Here is a 25,891-nt window from a genome sequence, read left to right on the forward strand (position 1 = left end):
TTATCTCTCATGCAGTTTTTTGGAGCGTAGAATTTGCGCTATTTGTTCGTCATTTGCTTCTTTAATGCGTTCATAACTTCCAAAATAATTCAGCAAACGCTTGATTTGGGAAGGTGAGTAGTTTTTATCCATTATCTGTATCTTTTGTATATTTTTTCGTTTTTTGTAGCGATGATATGTAATAGCATAACGATGAACCTCATCTCGTAGTTTTTGAAGAAATTGTAATCTTTTATCATTTGGTTTTAGTTTAAATGTCTGATTTTTGTTTCTGATAATGTCTTGGACATTACCTTTAGCCCGATTTGCTACGCCATTGATTTTCATTTTTGAAATACCAATGACCTCGACATTTGCCCCTATACTTTGGAGAATCGTAAGAGCAAGTTGGATTTGTGCTTGACCGCCATCAATCACCCATAAATCTGGCGGAGGCAATGTCTCAAAACTTTGCACTCTTCGTGTAAGCATTTCACGCATTTGTGTGTATTCATCATCGCCTTGCAATTGATAGCGGCGATATTTTGATGAGACAAAAGTATTGTTTTCATAAGTGATCATTCCTCCCACGCTGTGTTCACCGCTATGGTGAGAAGTGTCAAAAACTTCGATATGATAAGGCGTATTGTGGAGTGAGAGCAGTTCTTTAAGTGAGTGCAAAATAGAATAGTTTTCATCGTTTTCCTTGCTTTGCAAACGCAAGATTTCTTGAGCATTTTGGGAGCATAGTGCTATAAGGTCTTTCTTTTTACCTTTTTGTGGTTGGCAGATTTTTATTTTGCTTTGGAGATTTGTTTGCAAAATCGCTTCAAGCTCGGCTTTAGATTCTAAAGTAAAGTAGGGGATTAGAATCATATCAGGCAAGAGAGGCATTTGGGTTTTGTAATGGCTAAGAATCGCTTGTGTGTAGGCTTGAGAAAGATTGTGGGATTCTATATCTTGATGGAGAAGTGAAAAGTCGCTTGAGACAACGCGCCCATGACGAATAAAAAGCTTCATCAAAACGCTATGATCTTGTCCTTTTTCAATCACAAACACATCAAAATTACCAGCAATCATATCAATCACAGATTCATTTTGCATTGATGCAATTTTGTTCATTTTGTCCCGAATCTTGGCAGCTTCTTCAAAATGAAGATGGTCAGAATAAAACTGCATTTTTTGCTCCAGAATCGTTAGCAGGTTTTTTTTGTTTTCAATGAGATTGATGCCTTCCTCGATGGTTTTTGCATAATCTTTTGGTGAAATTTTTCCCTCACAAGGTGCGGGACATTTACCGATTTGATAAAACATACAGGATTTTTTGCTTTTAATGCAAGATTTTTTTTGCACAAGAGGTAATGTCTCATAAAGACTTTCAAGCAAATCTCTTGCTCCATTGGTAAAAGGTCCAAAATATTGAATCTGATGATCTTTAAGGGCGATTCTTGTGATTTCAAAGCGAGGGAATGGCTGTGTTTTGTCAATATAAATGTAAGGGTAAGTTTTGTCATCACGCAAAAGGATATTGTATTTAGGTTTGAGACTTTTGATGAGGGAATTTTCAAGGATTAAGGCATCTTGTTCGTTTTGTGTCAAAAGTGTATGGATTTGGGCGATTTGAGAAACCATTAGGGCGATTCTTGGGCTAAGATTAGTTTTAGGAGTGATGATATTATCCTGCACACAAAAATAACTTTTAATGCGATTTTTAAGATTTTTCGCTTTGCCTACATAGAGGAGATTGCCATAAGAATCAAAATATTGATAGATTCCCGAAGTGTTAGGCAATGATCGGAGATGCGTCAAAAGATCATAAGTATTATTCATCGTCTAATGCCTTAATGCGCTGAATACTCAAACGTATTTCTTCAAATTTTTTATAAATATCGCTATTTTTTGCGTGATTTTCAAAGTTTCCGCTTGAGTGTTCAGAAAAAGTGTGATGTGGTTTAAGGGTAATGTGTGATGATGCAAGGATATGTGAGGGCACATAGGCGTGTATTTTTTGGATTGTGCAAAGCGTGGGGAACTGCTCTTTGTATTGTTTTAAACTCTCTATTATTTGTTTGTGTTTATAATGGTTGAATTCAGCACAAAGTGCTTGATGTTTAAAAGCAAAAAGAAGCCTATCTTCTTTGCGTGTGATAAAGAGGATTTGCTCTTTGATATGGGGCGTGAAGAAGAGATTTTTGAAACGCGAGATTTCTTGGTGTTGTTGGATTTTTTGTGCAAGATTGGGAAAATCTTGTGTTAGAACGGAGATAAGATGTTGCGAACTTTTCATAAAGGAATTTTAGCATATTTAGCATTTATTTTTCTTATAGGTTGTGGTTATAAAGCCGATCCTTTTTATAAGCAAATCGATTCTAAAATCCAATCACCCAAACAATCATCAGAGGGCAAAAAGGTGCTATTTTATGGAATCGATACTTATCCTACTTATAGTGATGAAGATTTGGGAGAAGTGCAATGAGTAAAGAAATCAAGTATGATGTTATTATTATTGGCGCGGGAGTAGCAGGGCTTTATTGCGCCAAGCATTTGCCTAAAGAGCTAAGCGTTTTGGTTTTATGTAAGGCACAGCCTTGGGAATGTAATACTTTTTACGCACAAGGGGGTATTAGCATTGCCAAAGGCAGTGATGATGTGTCTTTGTATATGCAGGATACGCTTTTAGCTGGAGCGCGTTTGAATAGCTCGGATAGGGTTAGTGAGCTGACAAGAGGAAGTTTGGATATACTTGATGAGTTACTTGAGAGTGGATTTGAGATTGATAGGGACGAAGAGGGTAAGCTTTTATACACTCAAGAAGGCGGACATACTATACCACGCATTATACATTCTGGAGGTGATGGCACAGGGCGGAATCTCCACACACACCTCATTAAGACGCTCAAGCATACATTGTGGAAAAATGCTGAAGTCGTGGATTTGCTGATTGAAGAAGATATGGCTTATGGTGTGTGTGTGCAAACAAAACTAGGACTCTTTAATCTCTATGCAGATCATATTGTGATTGCTAGTGGTGGTGTAGGGGGGCTTTTTAAGTATCACACCAATGCCTATACAATCAGCAGTGATATGCACGGAATCATTTTGGAACATCATTTGGCATTGCACGATATGGAGATGCTGCAGTTTCACCCTACGGTTTATATCGACACTCCTCACGCGCGAAAATATTTAATTTCTGAAGCAGTGAGAGGTGAGGGCGGAATGATTGTCGATGAAAATGGCAAACGTTTTTTATTTGCCTATGATGAGCGCGGGGAGCTTGCCCCTCGTGATATTGTTGCGCGTGGTATTATGGATTATTGTATGCGTGAAAAAAAGAGTGTTTTTTTAGATTTAAGTGCTTTCAGTGAGCAGACTTTCAGGCAACGTTTTCCCAACATCTATCGTGATCTTTCGACATGCAAGGTGCGAATCCCCGAAGATAAAATCCCTATTTCGCCTGCATTTCATTATTCTATGGGAGGGATTTTGGTTGATGATAAGGGGAAAGTGCAGGGTATGAAGAATCTCTATGCGGTGGGTGAATGTGCTTGTAATGGTGTGCATGGAGCAAATCGCCTAGCGTCTAATTCCCTGTTAGAAGGGCTTGTGTTTGGTAAGGCAGTCGCTAATGATATTATCAGTAAGCCTCTTAGCACACCAACTAGACATTTTCCTTTGTGTGAAGAGATATTAGAAAAGGAAGGCGATATAAAATTAAAGAATATTTTGCGGGAGATTATGTGGGCAAAAGTCGGTATTATGCGCACTCAAAGCGGTTTAGATTCTGCGTTAGGTGGGATTGAGGTTATGCTAGAATCTAATATTGGGCGTATGCTTCGCTTACGACTGCTTGTTGCGCGGAAAATTATCCAAGCTGCCATTGAGCGCAAAGAAAGTTTAGGAGCGCACCACAGGCTTGATTCTAACCTTTGATGCAATGACTCACAAATTTTGAAAAATTATCCATAATACTTCCGCCTTTACGGAATCCTAGTCCGCAAGATTCGTAGGCAAAAAATACATTAGGTTGGTAAAACGCATTGTTGTGAGTGTTGAGTTCGTAAAATGCTTGATAAAGAGGCTTTTGATTGGTATAAATGCCTTCTTTAGAATCTAGCACTTTGCCATTAGCATCGAGAATCTGGACATTTGCACCTTCTCGTCCAAACGAGGGTTTGCATACCTGCTTGACAGAAAGAGGTGTGAAGCTTGATTCTAAAAGAAGAGGGTGATTGGGGAAAAGATCCCATAGTATCTTAAGCATTCTCTTGCTTTGGAATAATAAAGTGTAAGCGGGATTAAGAAAAATCGTATTATTATTTTGCATCATCTCATTCATTAACAAGGCTAGTTCGGGTTCATCAATCGCAATGTTTTCCCATGGAATGAGTTTGAATAAAAATTCATACGAGATACCCTCAAAGCTTACACCTTCTGTGGGTGAGAAAAGCACCTTATCAATCGGAGCGAACCCACACTCAAAGCCGCTTTCTCGTGCGATATGTTCTAAGAATCTTGTCGTTGTGATTTCTTCAAGATTATCGCCAATGCTTGAAAAGAGAATCTTCCAGCCTTCATAAAGCTCTGTAAATCGAGAAGTATCTTCTTCAAGTGTGATGAGACGCTTGAAATTTTCGCTCAAAGCATGATAAATATCATTAAATTGTGCATTTTCATCAAGCCCATTGGCTTTGAGTAAAGCCCATTGAATCAAAGCACTTTCATAAAGCATTGTGGGCGTGTCTGCATTGAACTCCAAAAGTTTAATAGGCTTACCATCAAGCCCTCCTGCTAAGTCAAAACGCCCATAAAGATGCCAATGAATGTCTTCTTCCCAACTTTGCTTGATCATACCAATAAGGCTAGGAGGAATATCTAATTCAAAAAACAAATCATTATCGATGACATATTGTCCTGCTTCGACATACATATCATAAAGTGTATTGCCTGCTTCATAAAATGCTTCAGTTTCTTGCTCTGTGATGTGTATTAGTTCATCACTGATATAAGGGGTTTGATCACTATCTGTATGCCATGGTAAGCCTATTTGCTGCAAGGTTTGCGTATCAAGAGGTTTAAGTGTGCTAATATTCATTGGACAATCCTACGAGCTAAAGCTTGAAGAGCTTTTACTAGTTTGCGAATTATTTGTCCCAAAGAATCCACTTTTTCCTGCTGTGCTAGAGCGTGTGGTGCTACTGCTCGTTTTGTTGTTAAAACTATTCTTGCTGCGTTCATAAGCTTGAGGGGATTTGTAATTGCGTTGTGCGTTTGCTTGATAATTGGGATTGTTGAAAAGTTTATTTCCGATATAGCTTCCTAGCATTGCACCTGCGGCACTTGCAAGAATCGCTCCACCTAAGCCTAATCCTCCGCCATTGGGATTGGTAAGTTCACTTGTGCCTGCATCAATTTTTTCTTCTTCAACCTTAAGAAGGTCATCAATTTCTTCTTGAGTGAGCATTCGTTCTTGTCCATTTTTATCTTTAAGCATCACGCGTGTTTGATCACTAGGATATTCTTCAAGCACCTTGTAGCTTCCATCAGCTTGTTCTTCAATAATGACAAAAGCACCTTCTTTTTTGGCTTCTTGAAGCGTAGAGTTAAGAGAATCTTGTGCGCCATTATCACAAGCGTTAAGGGCAAAGACTGCCATCACACCTAGTCCTCCAACCATTGCGTAGTCTTTGATAAAGCGGATATGTTTCATAGTTAAGCTCCTTAGATTCTAAATATCACTACTCATTATTATTTGATAACACATTATAGCTTTAGAATCTTAACGCGCCGCTTTTAAGGCTTGTTTGTGATGCAAATGAATATAGAGATGTAAAACATCAAGACTAGCAGGTGTGATGCCGCTGATTTCGCTTGCTTCAAACAGACTTTTGGGAGCAAATTTTTGTAATTTTTCAATCACTTCGAGGCTTAATCCCGGAATACCCTCAAAAACAAAATCTTTAGGAATTTCCACTTCAAGCATTTGAGACATTTTTTGGATATTTTCTTTTTGTTTTTGAATATAGTCAAAATACCGAGATTCTATGCAGATTTGCTCGCACGCTCGGCTGCTCATTGTTTGGATAGACTTGAAACCACATTCGGTGAGAAATTGCTTTAATGTGTCTTCGCTTAGAGCATTTTGACCGATGATGTGGGTTAAAGATGTGCGATTAGTGATAGGTGGGATTTGGAAAGAATCTAAAAGGGCAAGATTCTTACTTGAAGGTGTGAGATTGGTGTTTTCGATCCATTCTAGGGCTTGTGCAATATCGTTTTTATCACGCATCACTTGAGTGTATTGCTGTTTATCAATTAATCCAAATGAATACGCATAAGGTGAAAGCCTCAAATACGCATTGTCTTCGCGAAGTAAGAGGCGATATTCAGCGCGAGAAGTGAAAACCCTATAAGGTTCTTTTGTGCCTTTTGTTACTAAATCATCAATCATCACGCCAATATATGCCTCATCTCTTCTTAAGATAAAGTGTTGTTGCCGCAGGGAAAGGGCTGCATTGATCCCAGCCATAATGCCTTGAGCAGCTGCTTCTTCATAGCCTGTGGTGCCATTAATTTGTCCTGCAAGGTAAAGATTTGAACATTTTTTTGTCTCAAGGGTGTGGTAAAGTTCGGTAGGATCAACATAATCGTATTCTATCGCATAGCCATAGCGCGTGATTTTGGCATTTTCTAAGCCTTTGATGCTATGAATCATCTCTTCTTGCACATCAATAGGCAAAGAGGTTGAAAGCCCATTGATATAGTATTCAACTGCTTCTTTGGTTTGAGGTTCTAAGAAGAGCTGATGCCGTGTTTTGTCTGCAAAACGATTGACTTTATCCTCGATACTTGGACAATAACGGGGACCTACACCTTCTATTTGTCCCGTGAAAAGTGGTGCGCGATGAAAATTATTCCTAATAATTTGATGCGTTTTTTCATTTGTGTAAGTAACATAACATGGGAGTTGGGTAGGCTGAAAATTTTGTGTGCTAGCACTAAAATGAGGAGGGTTTGAATCCCCGCAATGTTGTTCAAGATGCGTAAAATCAATGCTTTTTGCATCGATTCTTGCACAAGTGCCAGTTTTTAAACGCCCCAGCTCAAGCCCTAATTCTTTAAGTGAAGTGCTAAGATTCTCTGCGGCAATCTCGCCAAAGCGTCCATTATGAAGTTGGTTTTCACCAATATGCACAAGTCCTTTGAGAAAAGTCCCTGTGGTGAGAATAATTTTTTTTGCAAGGTAGGTTTTGCCGATATTGGTTTGAATGCCTGTCGCAAAAAAATGCCCGTCTTTATCTTGCTCGTAGAGAATCTTTTCTGCCACTTCTTGCGAAATAGTGAGATTGGGTGTATTAAGAGCCTGTGCTTTGGCAAGTATGCTGTATCTGTCCATATCAATTTGAGCCCTTGTGCCTCTCACAGCAGGACCTTTGGAGTGATTTAGGATTCTGAATTGAATCCCGCATTGGTCTGTGATGATGCCCATCACTCCTCCTAAGGCATCTATTTCTTTGACAAGATGTCCTTTTCCTAGCCCTCCTATTGCAGGGTTGCAACTTGCTAGGGCGATATTTTGCACAAGAATAGTCAGAAGATGCGTCTTTGCGCCCATTTTTGCGCTTGCAATGCTTGCTTCTAATCCAGCGTGTCCGCCGCCTACAACCAAAACATCATATTGCATATCAATCCTTAAGATTTTTATTTTAGTCGCGTATTCTACTATATATTTTGCTATTTTTATTATAATATATCGCTTCGTGAGAAGTTTAGATGCAATTGTTTTTAAGGATAAGGAAGATGAAAATTGATGCAATCAACTCTATCAAGTCTTTTAAATCACTCGGTAGAGAGAGTTTAGAAGCACTCAATAAAGTCGCAAAAATAAAAGTTGTCGATAAAGATAGTATCTTGTATTATGAAGGTGAAAAAATAGAATGTGCTTATTTTCTTGTCGATGGACTTTTAGAGCTTTATAAAATGGATCAAAATAATAATGAATTGTTTTTGTGTTATGTTTCTTCGGAAGAAGATGCGCGTTTGATTAATTGTTTTGGTAATTTTGAGCCTTATATCGCATCGGCAAGTGTTCATAGTCTAAGGACAAGCACTATTTTACTTTTAGAGCTTCATTTGCTTGCGGATTTAGTTTCGGAATATTTGGATATTAGTAACGCACTTTTAAGAGAATTTATGGGTAAAAATATTGTGTTTAAAAATTTTATTAATTTCAAAGAGATTTATGACAGCACTGCACGAGTAGCATATATTTTGCGCACACAGCTTGATTATTTTAACAAAGTGCAACGACAAACGATTGCTAGAGAACTCAATATCAAGATTGAAACTTTAAGTCGGATTCTGCAAAAAATGTTTCAACAAGGGTTGATTTATAAAAACAATAAGGGCGAGATTTGTCTTAGTAATAAGGCAGAATTTGAAAGAATCTACGGAGGATAAGAGTTTATTGCGTGATTTTGGCAGATTCTTTAAGGGCAAAACCGCTATGCCTTGTAAAGTTTATTTTTGTAGATTCTAGAATCTGTGTTGCAAACATAAAAGTGGATAATAAGCTAGAAAATGAGTTTTACAAAGAGTCTCATAAAATGGTCGGAGTAGCGGGATTCAAACCCACGACCTCACCCACCCCAAGGGTGCGCGCTAATCAGGCTGCGCTATACTCCGTAAAAGAATTAAAACGCGCATTATAGCAAATTTTTTTAATTTGTCCAATCAATGCTAAGGAATATTAATTGCTTCAATGAGATGAAAGTTTTGAATCAAGGGAGTGATATGAAAACAATCAAAAGCCAATGTTTGTATGCAATACTATCTCTAGCGGTATGCGTTTCAATGGCTTCTGCTCAAAAAATTAATGAAATTGCCCAAGTTGTAGGGATTCGGGGTAATAGTCTTGTAGGTTATGGGCTTATTATCGGGCTCAATGGAAGTGGAGATAAGAGTGGCTCTAAATTTACGATGCAAAGTATTGCAAATATGCTAGAGAGTGTCAATGTAAAGCTTTCTGCTAACGATATTAAATCGAAGAATGTCGCGGCTGTGCTTGTAACGGCGACTCTTCCACCATTTGCGAGGGTAGGGGATAAGCTTGATATTTTGGTTTCATCAATTGGTGATGCAAAATCAATCAATGGCGGCACACTTGTAATGACACCGCTTAATGGGGTTGATGGCAATATTTACGCACTTGCGCAGGGCAATATTACATTAGGAGAGAGCAATAGCGCATTATCAGGCACAATCGTAGGTGGAGCAACCGTAGAGCGTGAGATTAATTACAACCTTTACAATCAGAGCCAAGCGACTTTGAGTCTCAAGCATTCTGATTTGCAAAATGCGATTAAGATTCAGCAAACGCTTAATAGCGTATTTGGCGATGCGATTGCAGTGGCTGTCGATGCGCGCACGATTAAGCTTCAAAAGCCTGATAATCTTAGTATGGTAGAGTTTTTAGCTCTTGTCGAAGAAGTTGAAGTCGATTATGCGCGTAAAGAAAAAATCATCATTGATGAAAAGTCTGGAACGATTGTCGCTGGAGTAAGTATCACAATTGATCCGGTGGTCATCACGCATGGTGATATTACGATTAAAATTTCTGATGAGATGCTTAATGATCCTGAAGCAGTGCAAATAGATGAGGGTGTCATAGTCAGTAAAACGCAAGGCACGATTAGCACGAATGGTTCTAAACCGACGGTTTCAAGCGTGGTAAAAGCATTGCAAAGAATGGGGGCAACTCCAAGAAATGTCATATCTATTCTTGAAACAATCAAAAAAGCGGGCGCAATTAGCGCAGATATTGAAGTGATGTGATAGAATCCAAACATACTAAGGAGAAAAAATGCGAATTGATACTTCAATGGCGATGATGAATTATGATAATGCCAAGCTCAAAAATCAGTCTCAAGTGATACAGAATCAAGATGATGCTAAGCTAAAAGAACAAACGGATCATTTCGAAGCATTATTGCTCAAAACAATGCTTCAAGATGCAATCAAAAACGATGATACACTCTATCCCAAGCAGCCCGGAAGCGATATTTATCATTCTATGTATATTGATCAGTTGAGTGAGGAGTTAAGCGGAAGCTTTGGTTATAGTGAGCTACTTTATCGGTATCTTCAAGATCAACAAAACCAAAATGCAAAACGAAAATAGCCTTATTAGTCCAGAGATTTTAGAGCGTCTAAGCAGTGATGATAAAAGTGTGCTTTTAGATTCTCTAGCAACGCTGATTCAAAGCACTTATGGCACAGAGCAAGAATTCAAAAAGTTACAAAATGATTTTAATAGTCTGAAAGCATTGTATGAGTGGGTTTTAGAGCTTATTCCTCAAGCGATTTGGGTGATTGAAAGCAATGGTAAGCTATTCTATCAAAATGCTGAAGCAAGCCGCATTGATGGAATCTTGCAAAGTTATCAGAATCAAGGTGAGAAAGAACAAGAAATCGAATATCTCGGACAATTTTATTTACTCCAAAGTAGTCATAAAGGTAATAAGCAAGTCATTAGTGCGACAAATATTACCAATCAAAAGCGTCAAGAAAGGCTTGCGTCAATGGGGCAAGTCTCTGCACATCTTGCTCATGAAATACGCAATCCTATAGGTTCTATCTCACTTTTAACATCAACCTTGCTTAAAAGGGGTGATAATAGCATCAAGTCGATTGTGCTTGAAATCAAAAAAGCACTTTGGCGTGTGGAGCGATTGATCAATGCGACTTTGCTTTTTACTAAAGGTGTCAATCCTAATCGTCAAAATCATCGTTTGTGTGATTTAGAAGATGATTTGCACCATTCTATCGGGTATTATACATTCTCAAAACCGATTACTTTTGACTTTGATTTAGGCGTAGATAAGAATCTTGAAGTGTTTGTTGATTTTGATTTATTCAGTATAGTGATGCAAAATTTTCTTTTTAATGCGATTGATGCGATTGAAGAAGGCGAAGGAGAAAGCGGAAAAATCGCAGTGAGATTCCAAGATGAAGAAAAGTTTTGGTGTTTTAGTTTTAGTGATAATGGCAAATCCGTAGATAATAGAAATATTCTTTTTGAGCCTTTTAAGACGACTAAGCTCAAGGGCAATGGTTTGGGATTGGCTCTTTGTAAGCAGATTATTCAAGCGCATGGCGGAGAAATTTGTTTTGAAGATGAAAAAGATAAAATCTTTTTTGTTAGAATTGCTAAAAAGTGATAGAAAGGAATGGTAAATGAGGCATACAAAAATCAGTAAAGCTCAACCTTTTGAGGGGGAGTTTGAAGTCGCGACAGACAAATCTATCTCTCATCGTAGTGCAATGTTTGCATTGCTTGCGGATAAGCCTTGTGAGGTCAAAGGTTATTTGCAAGGTGAAGATACTTTGCACACATTGCAAATTGCTTGTCAGTTGGGACTAAAAGTCGAACATTTAGATTCTCAAACGATGCGTTTTATACCGCCAGAAAATGGTATTTGTGAGCCTAGTGAAGTGCTTGATTGTGGTAATGCAGGCACAGCGATGAGGCTTTTTTCGGGATTGCTAAGTGGAGTAAAGGGGCATTTTGTTTTAACAGGGGATAAATATCTTAATCAGCGCCCGATGAGACGCATCATTGAACCTTTACAATCAATCGGAGCGGATATTAAAGGCAGAAAGGATAATTCTCTCGCTCCTTTGAGTATCACAGGATCATCATTAGAATCTTTTCAATATCATAGCCCTATCGCTTCTGCGCAAGTTAAGAGCGCGATGATTCTTGCGGGGCTTTTTGCCAAAGGTGCTTCGAAATTTAGCGAACCGCTTTTAAGCCGTGATCACACTGAAAATTTGCTTAAAGGTATGGGTGTGCATCTCCAATGTAAAGAATCTGATAATGGTCGTTATGAAGTGTGTTTTGAACCGCTTGAGAGAAAATTAGAATCTTTTAAACTTGAGATTCCAGCTGATCCATCAAGTGCGTTTTATTTTGCTCTAGCGGCGTGTGTGTGTGATGCAAAAGTTTTACTCAAAAATGTCTTGCTCAATAAAACGCGCATTGAAGCATTTAAGGTTTTGGAGCGAATGGGAGCAAAAATCAGCTATCACATACACCCATCGGATTATGAACTTATCGGTGATATTAGTGTCCAATCCGCGCCATTAAATGCTATAAAGGTAGATTCTTCAATCGCATGGTTGATTGATGAGATTCCCGCTTTGGCTATTTGTTTTGCGATTGCAAAGGGTAAAAGTGAAGTGCGTAATGCAAAAGAATTGCGCGTTAAAGAGAGCGATAGAATCCTTGCTACGATTACGAATTTGCGTGCAATGGGGATTGAATGTGAAGAGTTTGATGATGGATTTAGCGTTATAGGTGGGGAATTAAAGCCTGCAAAAGTGGATTCTTATGGCGATCATCGTATCGCAATGAGTTTTGCTATCGCCCAGCTCACTTGTGGGGGAGAAATTAGCGATAGTGAATGTATTGATGTTTCTTTTCCGCAATTCTTAACCCTGCTTTCACAGATTACACATATAGAAAATACAGAATCGTAAGAAGGTGGTTTGATGAATATTAAGTTTGCTGAAAAATACGGATTCTGTTTTGGGGTTAAAAGAGCGATTCAAATTGCTGAACGCAATAGGAATGCTACCACTTTAGGTCCTATCATTCACAATACTCGTGAAATTGCGCGCTTGGAGAGGGATTTTGATGTGAGTTTGAGTGAAGATATTGAGAATCTTGCTGATGCACAAAATGTCATTATTCGCACACATGGTATTACAAAGCAAGACTTGCAGACTTTGCAAGAGCGTAAAAAACATATTATTGATGCGACTTGCCCTTTTGTAACCAAACCTCAAAAAATTGTTAAAAAAATGTCCGATGAACATTATCAAATTATTATTTTTGGCGATAAGATTCACCCTGAAGTGAAGGGTGTAGCGAGCTATGGAGAAAATGTGTGTGTCATAACAAGCGTTGAAGAACTTGAAAAAGTGAAACTAGAAAAGAAAGTCGCTTTGGTTTCTCAAACGACCAAGCAACCGAAACAATTTGAGCAGATTGCTGCTTATCTAGTCTCTAAAGTAAATGAATGTCGTGTGTTTAACACGATTTGCAATGCGACTTTTGACAACCAACATGCAGCGGATATGCTAAGCCGTGATGTTGATGTGATGATAGTCGTAGGAGGGAAAAATTCTTCAAACACCAAGCAGCTTTTAGCGATTGTCCAAAAGCATTGTCCTCATAGTTATTTGGTCGAAGATGAAAATGATTTGCAAGAATCATGGTTTGAGGGAAAAGCATTATGTGGGATTACAGCAGGAGCTTCAACGCCGGATTGGATTATCAAACGGGTGCAGGAAAAAATTGAGCAGATTTAGGGAAGTTTATGTAGCTTAAAGTCTTTCTTAAGATATTGCAAGGTTTGCTTTTGGTAAAATGATAAATTGTAATTCTATTTTAGGTAAAAGGGTTTTGATGAGAAAGAATTTGGAAAATGATGAATTTTGCAACTCTGAAGAAGAGGATTTTGCAACATTATTTGAGGCTAGTGAGAAAAAAGCAAATGCGGGAGCTATTCAAAGTGGAGAGATAGTGGCAGTCAGTGATGAATATGCAATGATTGCAATTCCTAATCAAAAGGTTGAAGCACGATTAAAATTGTCAGAAATACAAGATGAATCAGGCAGTTTGCTTTTTAAAAAGGGCGATCAAATCGAAGTTTTTGTAACTTCTAGTCGTGGCGGACTCAGTGCTTCTTACAAGAAAGCACTCAAGTCGAAAAAGCTTGTTGAAAAAATCGCAGAGATTCAAGACAATTATGAAAATAAAGTGATTGAAGCGAAAGTCATAAAGAGAAATAAAGGCGGTTTTATCCTTGAGTATGATGGGATTGATGTGTTTATGCCTCGCAAAGATTCTGCGGTAAGAGATGATGACAAAGCCTTAGGGAAGACATTTAAGGTAGCAATCGTAAATATTGATAAGGACAATCACTCAATCATTGTTTCTCGTAAGAAATTCTTTGAAATTGATGATAAGAATCGTCAAGAGATGAGTGGGAAGCTACTTGAAAATGATGGGGTTCAAAAAGGCATTGTCAAAAAGATTGCCCCATTTGGTATTTTTGTAGATATTAATGGTATTGAAGGATTGGTTCATTATACAGAACTTAGCCATAAAGGACCTATCAATCCTGCTAAAAATTTTAAAGAGGGTGATGAAGTGGAAGTGAAAGTGTTGGGTTATGATGAAGCAAAAAGACGCCTATCACTTTCAATGAAAGCACTTGGAGATGATCCATGGAAAGAAATTGAAAAAGAGCTTGAAGTAGGCTATGCTATTAAAGTTACCGTGAGCAATATCGAACCTTATGGAGTTTTTGTGGATTTGGGAAATGATATTGAGGGCTTTTTGCATATTTCTGAAATTTCATGGGATAAAAATATCAAACACCCTTCAAATTATTTGAATCTAGGACAAGAAATAGATGTAGAAATCATCGAAATTGATACGCAAAATAAGAAATTACGCGTTTCGTTAAAAAAGCTTTTGGACAAGCCTTTTGCTAAATTTATCAAACAACATCAAGTCGGTGAGAATATCAAGGGTAAAGTCGCGACCTTAACTGATTTTGGTGTATTTGTTGATTTGGGTGGTATTGATGGATTATTGCATAATGAAGACGCTTATTGGGATAAGAATCGCAAATGCAAAGATGAGCTAAAAGTCGGTGATGAAATCGAAGTAAAAATCATTAAAATCGATAAAGAGAATGAAAGAGTTTCACTTTCTAAGAAGTTGCTTGAACACTCACCAGCCAAAGCATTCGGACAAAAACATACAATAGATGAGGTAATGAAAGGTCGTGTCATTGACATTAAAGATTTTGGTATTTTTGTCAAGCTTGATGAGATGGAAGCATTAATTCGCAATGAAGATTTGTATCCTCTTAAAAAAGACGAGTTGAAAGTCGATGATGAAATCGAATGTGTGATTGCCCACATTGATGAGGCAAATAATAAAGTTCGTGCATCTGTCAAAAGACTTGAGCGTCAAAAAGAAAAAGAGACACTTAAAGCATTTAATTCTGATGAGAAAATGACATTGGGTGATAAGCTTAAAAATCGTTTGTAGGAGATTCTAAGTAGTGGTAAAAAAGGCGGCTTTTGCCATAGTTTTTTTAGCAGTCTTTGGCGGTGCAATTTATGGAATCTTGTATTTTGACAAGATTTCAGTGGGTCCAAAGATTGAGATTCAGCCAATGAATTTGTCTGAATTAGGCTACCAGCATGAAATCACTCAAGATGAAATGTGGATTTCATCGCTTTCTTCTCAAGAAGATCTCCCTTATGCTTATCCCGCGACAGAATTGAGTGTGAAATTTGATTTTGTAGATAAAGATTCTGCTAAAGCACCTATTCCTTCAGCTATTAGCATCAATGATTTAGATGAATATAAATTTGCTTGTGTAAAGCAGGTGCTTAAGGAAAATCATATAGAATCTGCTTATTATAAATCCGGAGATACACTTAAACTGATGGTATTTTTGACAGATGAGTCGATGTATAAGAAACTTCTCGAAGATCTTAAATATTATCATTTAAGTTATAGTGTGCAATAAATCATAACATTAAGGAGAATAGATGTATAAAGTTATAGTATGTGATCATATTCATCAAAGTGGTTTGGATTTGCTCAATGCCCAAAGTGATATTGAAATGCAAAATTTGGCTGCAATGCCTAAAAATGAGCTTTTAAACCATATTAGTGAGGCAGATGTTGTTATTACGCGGAGTTCTACAGATGTGTATGAGCAATTTTTGCAACATTCGGGTAAAATCAAAGCCGTAGTGCGTGCAGGTGTAGGCGTAGATAATGTCGATATTGATGGGTGTTCGCGTAAAGGTATTGTAGTAATGAATGTGCCTACAGCAAATACTATTGCTGCTGTGGAGCTAACAATGGCTCATATGATTAATGCTGTGCGACATTTTCCCGGTGCTAATGCACAGCTTAAAAATGATCGAAAATGGAAACGCGAAGATTGGTATGGCATAGAGCTTAAAGGCAAGAAATTAGGTATCATTGGTTTTGGTAATATCGGTAGTCGTGTGGGTGTTAGGGCAAAAGCTTTTGAAATGGAAGTTCTAGCTTATGATCCTTATATTTTACCTACAAAAGCTACAGATGTAGGGATTGCTTACACAAGCTCTCTAAAGGATATTTTGGAATGTGATATTATTACAATTCATACACCTAAAAATGCTGAAACAAAAAATATGATTACTTCTAAAGAAATTGCGCAGATGAAAGACGGCGTAATTTTGATTAATTGTGCTCGGGGAGGATTGTATAATGAAAATGATCTTTACGAAGGGTTGCAGTCAAAGAAAATCGCTTGGGCGGGGTTAGATGTTTTTGATAAAGAGCCTGCCATTGATAATCGTTTGCTTGATTTGCCTAATGTTTATGTAACACCCCATATTGGAGCAAATACTTTAGAATCTCAAGAACAAATTGCGATTCAAGCTGCTCAAGCTGCCATAGAATCCGCACGTGGTTCAAGCTATCCTAACGCGCTTAATCTACCCATTAAAGAATCTGAATTGCCATCTATGCTTAAGCCTTATTTAGAATTAACCCAAAAGCTTGGATTCCTAGCTGCACAGGCAAATAAAGGTGTCATTACTTCTATGCACATTGAAGCAGAAGGCGAAATTAGTGCCTATGGAGATTCTCTTACTACTTTTGCATTAGTTGGAGCGTTAAATATGAGTTTAGGTGATAAAATCAATTATGTTAATGCACAATTTATCGCCAAAGAGCGTGGTATTGATGTCAAAACGACTCTTAAACAAGTCAATGAGACTTATAAGAATCAAGTTCATCTTACTTTGATTACACAAAATGAACACATTACATTGAGTGGTTCTGTTTTTGAGGATCGTCATTTGCGTATTACTTCAATCAATAATTTCTGCTTTGATATTGAGCCTAAGGGAAAAATGATTTTCTTTAGAAATACAGATGTGCCCGGTGTGATTGGCAGTGTGGGGAATATTATGGCAAATCATTCTATTAATATTGCAGACTTCCGTCTTGCGCGTCAAAACAAAGAGGCAATGGCTGTCATTGTTGTCGATGAAGATGTGCCAACAGAAGCTTTGAAGGCTTTAGAGCAAATCCCCGCTTGCTTGGGATTAAAGGTTGTGAATCTGTAGTTTTTGAATCTTGTGGCAGATAGTCAATGCAGGCTTATATTTTGCTTTTTAACACTTCAAGTGCTTTCGCTGCCGAAAGAGTGTTAAGAAGCCCATTGCTTGGTGAATTTGACTTTCAAATGTCGCTTGTCCCTACACCCAAAGAATTTCTAAGTGATTGCGGTATGTCGCTTTTAATCGTAGGCGGGGAAAGATTGATTGATGAGGAATTAGAAACTTTTTGGCAAAGCGTAGAGAGTATCTTGCAATCAAAAAAAATCCATTATCGTATCCAGCGTGTTATTTAAAATACATTATAATGTGAAAATTATCTTAAAGGTTTTGCATTATCTTAAGGAAACGCATTGAAAAATTTTGGTCAGATTGATATTGTTGGTGCTCGAGAAAACAATCTCAAAAACATTTCGCTCAGTATCCCTAAAAATCAGCTTATTGTTTTTACGGGTTTGTCGGGGTCAGGTAAATCTACCTTAGCATTTGATACGCTTTATGCTGAAGGACAAAGACGTTATATCGAATCACTCTCAAGCTATGCAAGGCAGTTTTTAGATAAGGTAGGTAAGCCTGATGTGGATAAAATCGAAGGACTGACGCCTGCTATTGCCATTGATCAAAAAACGACCAGCAAGAATCCACGCTCCACTGTTGGCACAATCACAGAGATTTATGATTATTTTCGCTTGCTTTACGCAAGAGTAGGGATTCAGCATTGTCATTTGTGTGGTGATCCTATTTCGCAGATGAGCCAGACAGATATTATTGCACAGATTCTGAAACTTCCTCCAGAATCTAAATTGATATTGTTTGCCCCTATTGTTAAAGAAAAAAAGGGAAGCTTCCAAGACAAGATTGAAGCACTACGCCAAAAGGGCTATGTGCGTGCGATGATTGATGGCGTGATGGTGAGATTAGATGAAGATATTGAACTTGCTAAGAATAAGAAGCACACAATTAAGGTCGTGATTGATCGTGTAACACTTACATCTGATAATCACCAGCGCATTGCTCAAGGTGTGGAAAAAGCACTTAAAGAATCTTATGGCGAGCTAGAAATAGAATTATTACACAATGATGAGAAGAAGTTTTTACATTATTCTGAACATTTTGCGTGTTTTAAATGCAAAGTTAGTTTTGAAGAGCCTGAACCTTTAGCCTTTTCTTTTAATTCGCCTAAAGGCGCGTGTGAGGATTGTTTGGGGCTTGGGGCAAAATACACTATTGATTTGAAAAAGATTCTCGACAAATCCCAGCCCTTTAATAAGGGAGGGATTAAAATCATTTTTGGCTTTAATCGCAATTATTATGCTGAATTATTTTATGCTTTTTGCAAGAGTGCTAAAATCGACCTTTCTCAAAGTTTTGAAGATTTGACAAGTTCTCAACAAAGTGCGCTTTTGTATGGGAGTGAAGAAGAGGTAGAAATCACTTGGAGTAAAAGTAAGCTCAAGCGTCCTTGGAAAGGGATTGTCCAAATTGCTTATGATATGTTTAAAGATGATAAGGATTTGGGTGAATACACCACGGAAAAGGTTTGTGGCACCTGCAAAGGGCATCGCCTCAAAAAAGAATCCTTAAGCGTTAAGGTGGGAGGATTGGGTATCGGTGAGCTGATTGATATGCCGATACAAGAAGTGTATGAATTTTTTGAAACTCAATCAAATTTTGACTATCTCAATGAACAAAGTCGATTGATTGCCCAACCTATATTTAAGGAAATCCGCGAAAGATTGTTTTTCCTTTATGATGTCGGTTTGGGGTATTTGACTTTGGGACGAGATGCTCGGAGTATCAGTGGTGGAGAATCCCAGCGTATCAGAATCGCTAGTCAAATAGGCAGCGGACTTTCGGGCGTGATGTATGTGCTTGATGAGCCAAGTATCGGTTTGCATGAACGCGATACATTGCGACTCATCAAAACTTTACGGAATCTGCAGGAAAAGGGTAATACCGTGATCGTTGTCGAACACGATAAAGAAACAATCCTAAGGGCAGATTATATTGTAGATATAGGACCAGAAGCGGGGCTTAAGGGAGGAGAAATCGTTTTTAGCGGAAAGGCAAAAGATTTGCTCGATTCCCAAACGCTCACTGCTCTTTATATCACAGGAAACAAGGTGATTTATTATCCGCACAATCGCCCACAAAAGCAATGGCTAACGATTAATAACATTAATATTCATAATATTCATAATCTCAATGTCAAAATCCCCCTATCCAATTTTGTATGTATCACAGGTGTGAGCGGTAGTGGCAAAAGCTCACTTATCCTTCAAACGCTTCTCCCAGTCGCTCAAGAGATTCTCAATAATGCTAGAAAGGTGCAAAAATGTGATGGCGTTGAGATTCTCGGTTTGGAACATCTTGATAAGGTGATTTATCTTGATCAAAGTCCTATAGGTCGAACGCCTCGCAGTAATCCAGCAACTTATACGGGTGTGATGCAAGAGATTCGTGCGCTTTTTTCTGAAGTCAAAGAATCTAAGGCGCGTGGCTATGGCGTAGGACGCTTTAGCTTTAATGTCAAAGGTGGGCGATGCGAGAAATGCCAAGGTGAGGGTGAAATCAGAATCGAGATGCACTTTTTGCCCGATGTGATGGTGAAATGCGATGCGTGTGGCGGCGCAAAATATAATCCACAAACGCTTGAGATTGTTTATAAGGGTAAGAATATCGCTGATGTTTTGGCAATGAGTGTTGATGAAGCAGTGGAGTTTTTTGCCAAAGTGCCCAGAATCGCTTCTAAATTACAAACGCTTAAAGATGTGGGCTTAGGCTATATTTTACTTGGGCAAAATGCTGTTACATTGAGTGGCGGAGAGGCTCAACGCATTAAACTTGCTAAGGAGCTTAGTCGAAAAGATACAGGACAAACTTTATATGTGCTTGATGAGCCTACAACAGGATTGCATTTTGCTGATGTGGATAAGCTGACAAAAGTTTTGCATCATCTTGTGGATTTAGGCAATTCAGTGATTGTGATTGAACACAATTTGGATTTGATTAAAAACGCGGATTATATTATTGATATGGGACCCGAAGGAGGAGAGGGAGGAGGGAAAATTGTCGATAGTGGCACGGTTGAACATATGATTGCTCATTATCAAAAAAGTGGCAGTTACACAGGACAATTTCTTTCTTATGAATGTGAATCTTATCATTCCTTGCCCTCTAAAAACACAAAAAAAACGAAAGGATAAGTAATGAAGTTTGATATATTATTTGGCGGTGTGAGCTATGAACATGAAATCAGCATCGTAAGTGCTATTGCATTGAAAAAGGTGTTGGGAGAGTATATTGAGCATTTTATTTTTCTTGATTCTTCGCATCGCTTTTATTTGATACCTGCAGATTCTATGAAGTCAAAACTTTTCAGTTCAGGTGAATACAAGCAATGTAAAGAAATTTTTCTCCAACGCGGCTCATTTGAAACAAAAGGCGTTTTTGGCACAAAAAGAGTAATGCCTAATGTCATCATTAGTCTTATACATGGGGCAGATGGCGAAGATGGCTCAATCAGCGCAATGCTTGATTTTTATCATTTGCGCTATATCGGTCCACGCATAGAATCTAGCGTAATGAGTTTTAATAAGATTCTCACAAAACTTTATGCTGCTCAAAGAGGTGTTAAAACACTTGATTATGAGGTGCTTACGCGTTCTTGTAATACACCTCAAAAGCTTTCATTTCCTTTGATTCTTAAACCCGCAAGATTGGGAAGTTCTATCGGTGTGAGTGTCGTTAAAGAAGAAAAAGATTTAGATTATGCGAGAGATTTAGCATTTGAATATGACGATCATATCGTAGTCGAATCATTCAAAAGCGGTGTGAAAGAATACAATCTCGCAGGTTGCAAAGTGGGTGATACCTTTCGTTTTTCGATTATTGAAGAACCCTCCAAAAAAGAATTGCTTGATTTTGAAAACAAATATTTAGATTTTTCACGCACTGCACAAGTATTAAAGGCTGATATAAGCCAAGAGTTGGAACAAGAGATTCAAAATAATTTTATCAAACTTTACGAAAATGCTTTTGAGGGCGCACTGATTCGATGTGATTTTTTTGTGATCGATTCTGAAGTGTATTTGAATGAAATCAATCCTATTCCGGGTTCAATGGCGAATTATTTATTTGAAGATTTTGCACAGGTGCTTCAAGATTTAGCGTGTAATTTGCCAAAAAAACACCCAATCAAGGTAAGCTATCAATATATTGAGAAAATTCATTACGCTAAGGGTAAATAATGTCTATAAAGCAGATGCAAAATGGCTAAAAAGACAATCAAATATCGCGACACAGATTTTGATTTGAGCTATGAGATTTTGTGTGCGCAGACCTCCTCTTCGCCTGCAATGTTATTTTTGCATGGTTGGGGAAGTAATAAGGAGGTAATGAAAGTTGCTTTTGCTCAAACATTCCAACAATATCATCACATTTATTTAGATATGCCCGGTTTTGGTAATAGTCCTAATGAAACACCTCTTTACACGCAAGATTATGCTCATATTGTTAAATTATTTTTGGAGCAGATTGAATATCAAGTTGAAATCATTGCAGGACATAGCTTTGGAGGAAAAGTAGGGATATTGTGCGCTCCTAAGGAGATGATTCTGTTAAGTTCGGCTGGTATTAAAATTGCCAAATCTCTTAAAGTGCGATGTAAGATTTATCTTGCTAAACTTTTGGGACAGCTTGGGCTTAAGGGTATTACAAAGAGATTCCGTTCTCAAGATGCAAAAGAAATGAATGAGGGTATGTATCAAACATTTAAGAATGTTGTTGATGAGGATTTTTCTGATCAATTCGTAGCTTACAAAGGTAGGGCAAGTGTTTTTTGGGGTAAAAATGACACTACTACCCCTTTATTTTGCGGCTATAAAATCGCTAATCTTATCGAAGATAGTCGATTCTTTGCTTTAGAAGGCGATCATTATTTTTTCTTGAAACAAGGTGAGAAGATTCAGAAACTTTATGAAGGGAGAGAAGAAAATGGATAAAACATTATATGAATTTTTGATATTTGGAAAAGTTCAAGGTGTAGGTTATCGCCGTTTTATAAAAAGTAAAGTCGAGCAGATTAATCTTCAGGGTGTATTGATCGAAGGAAGCATTAAGAATCTTAAAGATGGCAGTGTGCGAGTGATTGCAAGAGGAGATGAAGAATCAATCCAAACGCTAAGACGTTATCTTGAAGTTGGTCCAATTAGAAGTAGTATCACACAGATTCAATCACGGATTATCGGTGAAGATGAGTGTAAAGAGCATACTTTTAATTTAGATGGTTTTAATGTTATAGAATAGGAAAAAAAATGGAAGATAAGCTGATTATAGCTATTATTGCGCAATGGCTTTTTATCTTTTGCCTTGCGTATTATGTGATGACAAATTTACAATGGTATAATTATAGTTTTAAACGTGTATTATTGATGCACCATAAGATTCAATGGCACTTTTATTACGCTATTTTACCTCTTGCAGCATATATAGGGATATTTTTTATTCCTAATCAGACAGGTCTTTACTTGCTTTTAGCTTTGGGTGCGCTTTATTTTTTAGGCATTGTAATTTGGACAATCAGGCTTGATAAGCGTTTAGTTTTTACCTCGAGGGTTGTAAAGTTTTTTATTATTTTATTAATTTTTATGATTATTAATGAAATCCTTTGCTTTTTCTTAGAATTAGAATCTGCTTTGTTATCTTTGATGGCTTTGCTGTTTGCAAGTGTGATTTCAAAAATCTATGAAAATACATTGCTCAATCGTTTCATTATTATTGCAAAAGAAAAACTTGATATTATGTCAAATCTTACAATTATCAGTGTTACGGGAAGCTATGGAAAAACAAGCATCAAAAACTTTCTTGCACAGATTCTGCGAGAAAAATATAGTGTTTATGCGACACCAAGAAGTGTGAATACACATACAGGCATTGTGGCGGACATTAATAAGAATCTTGACTATACGACAGAGATTTATATTGCTGAAGCAGGTGCGCGTTTAAAAGGTGATATTGAAGTTATCGCGAAATTTTTGAATCCTCAATATGCGGTTATTGGCGAAATAGGAGAGCAACATTTAGAGTATTTTAAGAGCCTTGATAATATCGTTGAGACAAAATTTGAGTTGCTTCAAAGTGCGCGACTCAAGAAAGCTTTTGTGTTTGGGGATAATCCTAAACCCTCCCATCTCTCTTTAGATACAGAATCTAAAATTCGTTATTTCCCTGATAAGGTGAGAAATGTGAATGCCACTTTGGAGGGGACAACATTTGAGTTGTATATCAATAATCAATGGTATTTGTTTGAAACCATGATATTAGGTGCATTTAATGTCGTCAATTTGAGCGCGGCGATTTATGTGGGATTAGAATTGGGATTAAAAATTGAAGAGATTCAAAAAAGTGTGAAACGCATTCAGCCAATCCCGCATCGTCTCAATAAGATTCAGACAAATCAGAAGATTATTATTGATGATGGATTCAATGGGAATCTTAAAGGAATGAAAGAGGCAATTCGGCTTTGCTCACTCTATCAAGGGCGTAAAATTATTGTTACACCGGGTATCATAGAAAGCACTAAAGAAGCTAATATAGAATTAGCCGAAGCGATTGATAAAGTTTTTGATATTGCTATTATCACGGGTGAGCTTAATAGTAAGATTCTCGCTTCTCATATCAAGACGACACAGAAGATCATTATTAAAGACAAATCTATTTTAGAAGATATGCTCAAGTCTTGTTCTCAACCTAATGATTTGGTATTGTTTAGTAATGATGCGCCGGGTTATATTTAGGCATATCTTGTAGGAGGGAGATAATGGAGAGAATCTATGCACCTTGGCGGAGTGAATATTTTGGCTCAAAAGAGCAAGGGTGTGTGTTTTGTGAAATCGCACAGCATTGCGAAGATGATGAAGTAAATCGCGTGATTTATCGTGATGAACATGTCTTTGCGGTGATGAATCGTTATCCGTATAGTCCCGGTCATTTTATGCTTTTACCACATCAACATTGTGATTCGCCTGAAAAATTGCCTTTGGAGGTTTGGCTGCATTTGCATAAACTTTCTTTTAAAGCAATGGATTTACTTTATGAATACGGCGCAATGGGTATTAATATGGGAATGAATATTAAAAAAGCTGGAGGAGCAGGGATACCCGAACATTTGCATTTGCATTTTGTCCCACGTTATATAGGTGATACAAATTTTATGACTTCAGTTGCAGATACACGCACTTATGGGATTGATTTTCAGAGTGTGTATAGTAAGGTCAAATCATTAGCGCAAAAGCATTTTACAATATGAGGAGGTTTAAAATGAGGCATTGTATTTTATATCTTACTTTGATTGTGGGGATAATGGCTTGTTATGGCGCAAACGATAGGTATAACTATCTGCTTTTTAGTAATAACTATGTTGATGTGCGTAAAGGTATTAATTTAGGCGCAGATGTTGAAGCACGATTGCGCGGTAGCACGCCGCTTTATGATGCAGCGCGTAAGGATAATATGGAGATTCTTTATTTACTGATTGAGCGGGGTGCTGATGTCAATGCAGTATGTCATGGTGAAACACCGCTTTTAAAAGTGGTCGCACTCAATAATCTTCGATTTGCCAAAGCACTGATTGCAAAAGGTGCGAATGTCAATGTTGCCGATGAGCATTTGGGTAATACACCTTTGCATTATGCGGTGATTAAAAGAAATCCAGAGATGATTAAACTGCTTTTGTCTAATGGTGCGGATATGTATGCAGAGAATTATAAGGGAGATACGCCAGCTCGCTATATCTTGGCAAGTAAATCTTTGCCTTCTGCAAGTATTGAAAACTCTGATTTGATTCTGAATGCAAGTTCATTTAATCTTGCACAGGGTAGAGTGAGTATTAGCGTAAAAAACAAGACAAATCAATTTATCGGTGTTAATTATGTCGCATTGTATATTGATGGGGATTTGATCGCAGAGAGTGAAGCGAATAAAAAGATCCCGCCAAACGCGAGTGCTTCGGTAGTAGCATTGGATATTCCTTCAAATACTTATGAAAATGTCCGCATTAAAAAATCAGGCACTACTAATATCAAATATGGATTTGCAATTGAATATGATGTCGATGGCAAAAACGGCAGTTTATATAAAAAGACGACCACAGAGCTTAAGCTATGGTGATCAATAGTAACCTTCTGTTTTGCCAGTATTTTGTAAATTAATAACAAGCTCTTCATAAGTTGTGTTCGCGTTTTGAAGGGCTTGTGTGAGTTGCTCAAGCGAGGCTTTCATACCTCCTCTAGATTCTGCTTCACAAAGTGATTTGTAAAGCCCACTCATAAACTCTACGCCTTTTTTGCTAGGGCGTCTTCGCACTGAATAATATCCAATCGTCTTGCGATTTTCATCATAAGATGGTGTGATGTTGGCGAATACCCAATAGATTTGTTGGGTTCGTGAGAGATTCTTAACAAAAGCAAAAAACTCCTTGCCATTTTGTATATTTTCCCATAATAATTTAAAGGCTATGCGTGGCACATCAGGGTGGCGAATAATATTATGCGGCTTACCTAAAAATTCTTCCTCTGTGAATCCGCTAAAACGCACAAAATCATCATTCCCATAGGTGATTATGCCTTTTAAGTCGGTTTTTGAAGTAATAAGGGTATTGTCTTCTAAGAAAATTTCATTTGCATTCAGAATGGGTTGAGACATC

General features: G+C 37.6%; 25 protein-coding genes and 1 tRNA gene. 19 read left to right on the plus strand and 7 right to left on the minus strand.

The features are described from left to right. Positions 1-1,809: an excinuclease ABC subunit UvrC gene (gene uvrC, locus LS68_RS02365; protein WP_034372220.1), complete on the minus strand. Its 1,809-nt coding sequence runs from the start codon at positions 1,807-1,809 to the stop codon at positions 1-3. Beyond that, a complete protein-coding gene (locus LS68_RS02370; RefSeq protein WP_081950958.1) occupies positions 1,802-2,266 on the minus strand; it encodes a hypothetical protein in 465 nt (154 codons plus the stop codon). Before LS68_RS02370 ends, uvrC begins: the two co-directional genes overlap by 8 nt. Between LS68_RS02370 and LS68_RS02375 the strand changes: the two genes are divergently transcribed. Together LS68_RS02375 and LS68_RS02380 are read left to right on the plus strand one after the other, a co-directional pair. Continuing rightward, positions 2,249-2,455: a hypothetical protein gene (locus tag LS68_RS02375; RefSeq protein WP_034372222.1), complete on the plus strand. Its 207-nt coding sequence runs from the start codon at positions 2,249-2,251 to the stop codon at positions 2,453-2,455. The two genes, LS68_RS02370 and LS68_RS02375, sit on opposite strands and share 18 nt — an antisense overlap. Then, positions 2,452-3,912, plus strand: a complete 1,461-nt coding sequence (locus LS68_RS02380) for an FAD-dependent oxidoreductase (protein WP_034372224.1) — start codon at positions 2,452-2,454, stop codon at positions 3,910-3,912. The genes LS68_RS02375 and LS68_RS02380 overlap by 4 nt, the downstream gene beginning before the upstream one ends. Here LS68_RS02380 and LS68_RS02385 read toward each other — a convergent pair. The 3 genes from LS68_RS02385 to mnmG all read right to left on the minus strand — a co-directional run bounded on the left by LS68_RS02385 (position 3,902) and on the right by mnmG (position 7,669). Then, positions 3,902-5,074, minus strand: coding sequence for a glutathionylspermidine synthase family protein (locus LS68_RS02385; protein WP_034372227.1), 1,173 nt, complete (start codon positions 5,072-5,074; stop codon positions 3,902-3,904). The genes LS68_RS02380 and LS68_RS02385 overlap by 11 nt on opposite strands. Before the next feature lie 9 nt (positions 5,075-5,083). Continuing rightward, positions 5,084-5,689, minus strand: a complete 606-nt coding sequence (locus LS68_RS02390) for a UPF0323 family lipoprotein (protein ID WP_034372230.1) — start codon at positions 5,687-5,689, stop codon at positions 5,084-5,086. Between the two features lie 69 nt (positions 5,690-5,758). Next, positions 5,759-7,669: a tRNA uridine-5-carboxymethylaminomethyl(34) synthesis enzyme MnmG gene (mnmG, locus tag LS68_RS02395; RefSeq protein ID WP_199741473.1), complete on the minus strand. Its 1,911-nt coding sequence runs from the start codon at positions 7,667-7,669 to the stop codon at positions 5,759-5,761. Between the two features lie 110 nt (positions 7,670-7,779). Here mnmG and LS68_RS02400 point away from each other — a divergent pair, with 110 nt between their 5' ends. Further along, on the plus strand, positions 7,780-8,439 hold the full coding sequence (locus LS68_RS02400) for a Crp/Fnr family transcriptional regulator (protein WP_034372236.1): 660 nt from the start codon (positions 7,780-7,782) through the stop codon (positions 8,437-8,439). 147 nt (positions 8,440-8,586) lie between these two features. On the opposite strand, the gene LS68_RS02405 is transcribed toward LS68_RS02400, so the two are convergent. Beyond that, positions 8,587-8,664 (minus strand) — tRNA-Pro (locus tag LS68_RS02405). A 168-nt stretch (positions 8,665-8,832) separates the two neighbouring features. Here LS68_RS02405 and LS68_RS02410 point away from each other — a divergent pair. The 16 genes from LS68_RS02410 to LS68_RS02485 all read left to right on the plus strand — a co-directional run bounded on the left by LS68_RS02410 (position 8,833) and on the right by LS68_RS02485 (position 25,356). Continuing rightward, positions 8,833-9,813, plus strand: coding sequence for a flagellar basal body P-ring protein FlgI (locus tag LS68_RS02410; protein WP_052100481.1), 981 nt, complete (start codon positions 8,833-8,835; stop codon positions 9,811-9,813). Between the two features lie 28 nt (positions 9,814-9,841). Continuing rightward, positions 9,842-10,159 (plus strand): rod-binding protein, encoded by a 318-nt coding sequence (locus LS68_RS02415; RefSeq protein WP_034372242.1) that lies wholly within the window; start codon positions 9,842-9,844, stop codon positions 10,157-10,159. Then, positions 10,101-11,198 carry a HAMP domain-containing sensor histidine kinase gene (locus LS68_RS02420; protein ID WP_241993675.1) on the plus strand — a complete coding sequence of 366 codons (1,098 nt, stop codon included), beginning with the start codon at positions 10,101-10,103 and terminating at the stop codon, positions 11,196-11,198. The genes LS68_RS02415 and LS68_RS02420 overlap by 59 nt, the downstream gene beginning before the upstream one ends. A gap of 16 nt (positions 11,199-11,214) precedes the next feature. Further along, entirely contained in the window at positions 11,215-12,519 is a 1,305-nt protein-coding gene (gene aroA / locus LS68_RS02425) for a 3-phosphoshikimate 1-carboxyvinyltransferase (protein WP_034372248.1), read from the plus strand. 12 nt (positions 12,520-12,531) lie between these two features. After that, complete coding sequence (locus tag LS68_RS02430; protein ID WP_034372251.1) at positions 12,532-13,353, plus strand: 4-hydroxy-3-methylbut-2-enyl diphosphate reductase; 822 nt, start codon at positions 12,532-12,534, stop codon at positions 13,351-13,353. A gap of 97 nt (positions 13,354-13,450) precedes the next feature. Beyond that, positions 13,451-15,109 carry a 30S ribosomal protein S1 gene (locus tag LS68_RS02435; protein ID WP_034372254.1) on the plus strand — a complete coding sequence of 553 codons (1,659 nt, stop codon included), beginning with the start codon at positions 13,451-13,453 and terminating at the stop codon, positions 15,107-15,109. A 13-nt stretch (positions 15,110-15,122) separates the two neighbouring features. Further along, complete coding sequence (locus LS68_RS02440; protein WP_034372257.1) at positions 15,123-15,596, plus strand: hypothetical protein; 474 nt, start codon at positions 15,123-15,125, stop codon at positions 15,594-15,596. A 22-nt stretch (positions 15,597-15,618) separates the two neighbouring features. After that, the gene (gene serA / locus LS68_RS02445; protein ID WP_034372260.1) at positions 15,619-17,196 is read left to right on the plus strand and encodes a phosphoglycerate dehydrogenase; all 1,578 of its coding nucleotides are present in this window, start codon (positions 15,619-15,621) and stop codon (positions 17,194-17,196) included. Positions 17,197-17,222: 26 nt separating this feature from the next. After that, on the plus strand, positions 17,223-17,483 hold the full coding sequence (locus LS68_RS02450) for a putative Se/S carrier-like protein (protein ID WP_081950948.1): 261 nt from the start codon (positions 17,223-17,225) through the stop codon (positions 17,481-17,483). A 57-nt stretch (positions 17,484-17,540) separates the two neighbouring features. Next, positions 17,541-20,393, plus strand: coding sequence for an excinuclease ABC subunit UvrA (gene uvrA / locus LS68_RS02455; RefSeq protein ID WP_052100463.1), 2,853 nt, complete (start codon positions 17,541-17,543; stop codon positions 20,391-20,393). A gap of 3 nt (positions 20,394-20,396) precedes the next feature. After that, positions 20,397-21,437, plus strand: a complete 1,041-nt coding sequence (locus LS68_RS02460; protein ID WP_034372262.1) for a D-alanine--D-alanine ligase — start codon at positions 20,397-20,399, stop codon at positions 21,435-21,437. Between the two features lie 21 nt (positions 21,438-21,458). Further along, a complete protein-coding gene (locus tag LS68_RS02465; protein ID WP_034372265.1) occupies positions 21,459-22,190 on the plus strand; it encodes an alpha/beta hydrolase in 732 nt (243 codons plus the stop codon). Further along, positions 22,183-22,494 carry an acylphosphatase gene (locus LS68_RS02470; protein ID WP_034372268.1) on the plus strand — a complete coding sequence of 104 codons (312 nt, stop codon included), beginning with the start codon at positions 22,183-22,185 and terminating at the stop codon, positions 22,492-22,494. Before LS68_RS02465 ends, LS68_RS02470 begins: the two co-directional genes overlap by 8 nt. Positions 22,495-22,502: 8 nt before the next feature. Continuing rightward, positions 22,503-23,984 carry a UDP-N-acetylmuramoyl-tripeptide--D-alanyl-D-alanine ligase gene (murF, locus tag LS68_RS02475; RefSeq protein WP_034372271.1) on the plus strand — a complete coding sequence of 494 codons (1,482 nt, stop codon included), beginning with the start codon at positions 22,503-22,505 and terminating at the stop codon, positions 23,982-23,984. Between the two features lie 23 nt (positions 23,985-24,007). Next, positions 24,008-24,496, plus strand: coding sequence for an HIT domain-containing protein (locus LS68_RS02480; RefSeq protein ID WP_034372274.1), 489 nt, complete (start codon positions 24,008-24,010; stop codon positions 24,494-24,496). A gap of 11 nt (positions 24,497-24,507) precedes the next feature. After that, positions 24,508-25,356 carry an ankyrin repeat domain-containing protein gene (locus LS68_RS02485; RefSeq protein WP_034372278.1) on the plus strand — a complete coding sequence of 283 codons (849 nt, stop codon included), beginning with the start codon at positions 24,508-24,510 and terminating at the stop codon, positions 25,354-25,356. Here the strand turns inward: LS68_RS02485 and LS68_RS02490 are convergent, their stop codons facing one another. After that, entirely contained in the window at positions 25,357-25,890 is a 534-nt protein-coding gene (locus LS68_RS02490; protein ID WP_034372279.1) for a PAS domain-containing protein, read from the minus strand. Position 25,891 lies beyond the last annotated feature (1 nt).

Origin of the sequence: Helicobacter sp. MIT 05-5293, from assembly GCF_000765665.2 — a bacterium.
GTDB lineage: Bacteria > Campylobacterota > Campylobacteria > Campylobacterales > Helicobacteraceae > Helicobacter_C.

Excerpts from the sequence above, each read along its gene's own strand:
- uvrC (WP_034372220.1), bottom strand. The coding sequence starts at position 1,809 with ATGAATAATACTTATGATCTTTTGACGCATCTCCGATCATTGCCTAAC.
- LS68_RS02375 (WP_034372222.1), top strand. The coding sequence starts at position 2,249 with ATGTTGCGAACTTTTCATAAAGGAATTTTAGCATATTTAGCATTTATT.
- LS68_RS02370 (WP_081950958.1), bottom strand. The coding sequence starts at position 2,266 with ATGAAAAGTTCGCAACATCTTATCTCCGTTCTAACACAAGATTTTCCC.
- LS68_RS02380 (WP_034372224.1), top strand. The coding sequence starts at position 2,452 with ATGAGTAAAGAAATCAAGTATGATGTTATTATTATTGGCGCGGGAGTA.
- LS68_RS02385 (WP_034372227.1), bottom strand. The coding sequence starts at position 5,074 with ATGAATATTAGCACACTTAAACCTCTTGATACGCAAACCTTGCAGCAA.
- LS68_RS02390 (WP_034372230.1), bottom strand. The coding sequence starts at position 5,689 with ATGAAACATATCCGCTTTATCAAAGACTACGCAATGGTTGGAGGACTA.
- LS68_RS02400 (WP_034372236.1), top strand. The coding sequence starts at position 7,780 with ATGAAAATTGATGCAATCAACTCTATCAAGTCTTTTAAATCACTCGGT.
- LS68_RS02410 (WP_052100481.1), top strand. The coding sequence starts at position 8,833 with ATGGCTTCTGCTCAAAAAATTAATGAAATTGCCCAAGTTGTAGGGATT.
- LS68_RS02415 (WP_034372242.1), top strand. The coding sequence starts at position 9,842 with ATGCGAATTGATACTTCAATGGCGATGATGAATTATGATAATGCCAAG.
- aroA (WP_034372248.1), top strand. The coding sequence starts at position 11,215 with ATGAGGCATACAAAAATCAGTAAAGCTCAACCTTTTGAGGGGGAGTTT.
- LS68_RS02430 (WP_034372251.1), top strand. The coding sequence starts at position 12,532 with ATGAATATTAAGTTTGCTGAAAAATACGGATTCTGTTTTGGGGTTAAA.
- LS68_RS02435 (WP_034372254.1), top strand. The coding sequence starts at position 13,451 with ATGAGAAAGAATTTGGAAAATGATGAATTTTGCAACTCTGAAGAAGAG.
- serA (WP_034372260.1), top strand. The coding sequence starts at position 15,619 with ATGTATAAAGTTATAGTATGTGATCATATTCATCAAAGTGGTTTGGAT.
- LS68_RS02450 (WP_081950948.1), top strand. The coding sequence starts at position 17,223 with ATGCAGGCTTATATTTTGCTTTTTAACACTTCAAGTGCTTTCGCTGCC.
- LS68_RS02460 (WP_034372262.1), top strand. The coding sequence starts at position 20,397 with ATGAAGTTTGATATATTATTTGGCGGTGTGAGCTATGAACATGAAATC.
- LS68_RS02465 (WP_034372265.1), top strand. The coding sequence starts at position 21,459 with ATGGCTAAAAAGACAATCAAATATCGCGACACAGATTTTGATTTGAGC.
- LS68_RS02470 (WP_034372268.1), top strand. The coding sequence starts at position 22,183 with ATGGATAAAACATTATATGAATTTTTGATATTTGGAAAAGTTCAAGGT.
- murF (WP_034372271.1), top strand. The coding sequence starts at position 22,503 with ATGGAAGATAAGCTGATTATAGCTATTATTGCGCAATGGCTTTTTATC.
- LS68_RS02480 (WP_034372274.1), top strand. The coding sequence starts at position 24,008 with ATGGAGAGAATCTATGCACCTTGGCGGAGTGAATATTTTGGCTCAAAA.
- LS68_RS02485 (WP_034372278.1), top strand. The coding sequence starts at position 24,508 with ATGAGGCATTGTATTTTATATCTTACTTTGATTGTGGGGATAATGGCT.
- LS68_RS02490 (WP_034372279.1), bottom strand. The coding sequence starts at position 25,890 with ATGTCTCAACCCATTCTGAATGCAAATGAAATTTTCTTAGAAGACAAT.